The following is a 3,225-nucleotide window of genomic DNA, read 5'->3' on the forward strand; positions in this document are numbered from 1 at the left end:
ACCAGCGGGGCTGACGCCCCGGCGAAATTCCCCTCCCACCTACGTCGGAGGGAGTCCCCTTTCGCATTTAAGATGGGGCAGCAGGGTATGGTCGCTCATGGAATACCTCCGGTTAGCCATCGACGCCAACCCGTCAATCGGGGCGCTCACTTTTTAGCTTAGCCCGCCCGCGCTCGCCCGGTGTGCAGGTAGACACCTGCGCCCTTGACGGTGCCCACCCTGTAGCAGGTATGCTCGACCCCTTCGGCGCCCTGCCGTGCGGGCGCCGCTCAAACAAGGATGCCGCATGCAAACCAAGGACAAGTGTCTGGCCGCCCTGGTCATTCTCTGCTGGGGACTCAACTTCGTCGCCATCAAGTGGGGGCTGGAAGGCATCCCCCCACTGCTGCTGGGAGCACTGCGTTTCGTCGGAGTCGTCTTCCCGGCCATTCTGCTGGTCCCCAGGCCTGCCATGCCCTGGCGCTGGCTGCTGGCCTATGGCGGTGCGATCAGCCTGGGCCAGTTTGCCTTCCTGTTCTGCGCCATGAAATTCGGCATGCCCGCCGGCATGGCCTCCCTGGTGCTGCAATCCCAGGTGGTCTTCACCCTGCTGTTCGCCATGATCTGGCTCGGAGAGCGCTGGCAGCCCCACCACTGGGTGGCACTGCCGCTGGCGGGAGCAGGTCTTTATCTCATTGCCACCCATGGCGAGGGCAACCTCACCCTCATCGGGTTTGTGCTGACGCTGTGCGCAGCCGCCTGCTGGGGCCTTGGCAACGTCATCAATCGCCAGATAGGTCTGCGCTATCGCACCTCTCTGCCGAGCCTGGTCGCCTGGGGCGGGCTGGTGCCCATCCTGCCCTTCTTCGCGCTCTCCTGGCTGTTCGAGGGGCCCGAACTCATCGCAAGCAGCCTGCTCAACATCCGTTGGCAGGGCGTCTTGTGCGTGCTCTATCTCTCGTTTATCGCCACCTGGCTCGGTTATGGCCTGTGGGGGAGGCTGCTGATGCGCTATCCGGTGGCCCAGGTTGCCCCCCTCTCCCTGCTGGTGCCCTGTGTCGGCATGGTGGCCGCCGCCCTGCTGCTCGATGAACACCCCACTCCCCTGCAATGGCTGGGCTCGGGTCTGGTGCTGCTCGGCTTCGTGGTGCATCTGCTGGGGGGCAAGATGCGCTTCTTGAAGACCCAAACCGAGGATTGACCTCGCCCGGGAAACTTCCCATCATGGGTCAGGCCCTCTTGGGCCCACCCCGTTATTTCGGCAGGACGCCATCATCAGGAGAGCAAGGACATGCGTCATCCGTCATTTTCGATCATCCCCTCTTTACCAGGCATCATGCGGGTCATGGCCATGCTGCTCCCCTTCTGCTGGAGCCCGTTCGGCTGGAGTGCCACCCTGCCGGCAGATCTCAAATGGGATAGCAACGACACCGACCCCGTCTATGCAGACCCCGAGGCCAAGCGAGGCGGCACCTTCCGGGATTTCATGTCGAGCTTTCCGCTCACCTTGCGCAAATACGGGCCGGATTCCAACGGCGGTTTTGCAGCCTACGTGCGCGAGACCAACCTGCCGCTCCTGAGCACCCATCCCGTGACGCGTAATCCCATCCCCATGCTGGCCAACCAGTGGGCTTTCGGCGCGGATAACAAGACGCTCTATTTTCGCATCAACCCCAAGGCCCGCTGGTCGGACGGCCAGCCCGTCACTGCGGATGACTGGGTCTTCACCCTCAAGATGATGCGCAGCAAGGAGATCAACGACCCCTGGTACAACAACTACTACAGCACCCAGATAAGCGAAGTGACCAAGTTTGACGATCACACCCTCGCCATCACCAGCGGCACCGAGAAGAGCCGGGAAGATCTGCTCGAAGCCCTCCCCTTCACCCCGGAGCCCAGCCACGCCATCAAGCTGACCGCCAACTGGGTCAAGGAGTACAACTGGAAGGTGCTGCCGGTCACCGGCCCCTACCAGATTGGCGAGCTCAAGAAGGGCAAGTCGGTTACCTTCGACCGGGTCAAGGATTGGTGGGGGAACGACGAGCGCTACTTCCAGCACCGCTTCAATCCGGATCGCATCGAGATCAAGGTGCTCAGGGATCAGAACATCGCCTGGCAGCACTTCCTGCGCGGTGAGCTCGATACCTTCCCCCTCGTGATGCCCAACTGGTGGCACGACAAGAGCAAGACCGCCGAATTCGAGAAGGGCTATATCGAGCGGCTCTGGTTCTACAACCAGACGCCTCAGCCCCCCATGGGGCTCTATCTCAACACCGCCGATCCCTTGCTGAGCAATCTCGACGTCAGACTCGGCATCCAGCACGCCCTCGCCCTGGACAAGATGATCGCGACCTTGCTGCGGGGGGACTACCAGCGTCTCAACACCTATGGCTCGGGCCAGGGAGAGTTCACCAATACCGACCTCAAGGCGCGCCCCTTCGATCCCGCCCTTGCTCGCGAATTCTTTGCCAAGGCGGGCTTTACCAAGACCGGACCGGATGGCATCTTGCGAAACGACAAGGACCAGCCCCTCTCCCTCAGCATCACCTACACCACGGCGGAACATGCCCAGCGTCTCACCCTGCTGCGGGAAGAGGCGAAAAAGGCGGGGCTCAACCTCGAGCTCAATCTGATGGATGCATCGGCCGGCTTCAAATCCATGCTGGAGAAAAAACACCAGAGTGCCTGGATGGCCTGGAGCGGTGGTCGCTATCCCGCCTATTGGGAACACTTCCACAGGGTCAATGCCAACAAGCCCCAGACCAACAACATCATGAACATCGATGACGACAGGATCTCGGCCCTGGTGGAGCAATACGACAAGGCGTTCGATTTCGGCAAGAAGGCCGACCTCTCCCGCCAGATCCAGGAGCGACTCTATGAGCTAGCCAGCTTCGTCCCCGCCTATCAGGTGCCCTATACCCGGGCCGGCGCCTGGCGCTGGATACGCCTGCCCAAGGTGCCGGCAACCCCCCAGAGCGACTTGCTCTACTGGCCCCTCGACGGCTCCAACTCGGGTTACAGCTTTGGCGGCCTGCTCTGGATTGACGAAGCGGCAAAGGCGCAGACTCGGGCCGCCATCAAAGGGGGGCAGACCTTCCCGCCAGTGACCATCACGGATACCACCTACCAGCAAAAATAGGGCAGCTGGCACCGTCAGCCCTAAAACAAATCTATGGTCACCCCCTTTTTTGCAACCTTGATTTCGGGTGTTGTGGTTGGCTTGCTTAAATCTATCCGGCGTCT

At 61.6% G+C, this 3,225-nt stretch carries 2 protein-coding genes; both read left to right on the forward strand.

What is annotated here, in order from left to right:
• Positions 1 to 286: 286 nt before the first annotated feature.
• A complete protein-coding gene (locus OKB81_RS19775; protein WP_010675306.1) occupies positions 287 to 1,180 on the forward strand; it encodes an EamA family transporter in 894 nt (297 codons plus the stop codon).
• 135 nt (positions 1,181 to 1,315) lie between these two features.
• On the forward strand, positions 1,316 to 3,121 hold the full coding sequence (locus OKB81_RS19780; protein ID WP_270805403.1) for an extracellular solute-binding protein: 1,806 nt from the start codon (positions 1,316 to 1,318) through the stop codon (positions 3,119 to 3,121).
• Positions 3,122 to 3,225 lie beyond the last annotated feature (104 nt).

This window comes from Aeromonas sp. QDB56, assembly GCF_027705505.1.
Taxonomy (GTDB): Bacteria; Pseudomonadota; Gammaproteobacteria; order Enterobacterales; family Aeromonadaceae; genus Aeromonas; species Aeromonas caviae.

Bases quoted from the DNA above. Each gene is read 5' to 3' on its own strand.
- OKB81_RS19775 (WP_010675306.1), top strand. From the start codon at position 287: ATGCAAACCAAGGACAAGTGTCTGGCCGCCCTGGTCATTCTCTGCTGG.
- OKB81_RS19780 (WP_270805403.1), top strand. From the start codon at position 1,316: ATGCGGGTCATGGCCATGCTGCTCCCCTTCTGCTGGAGCCCGTTCGGC.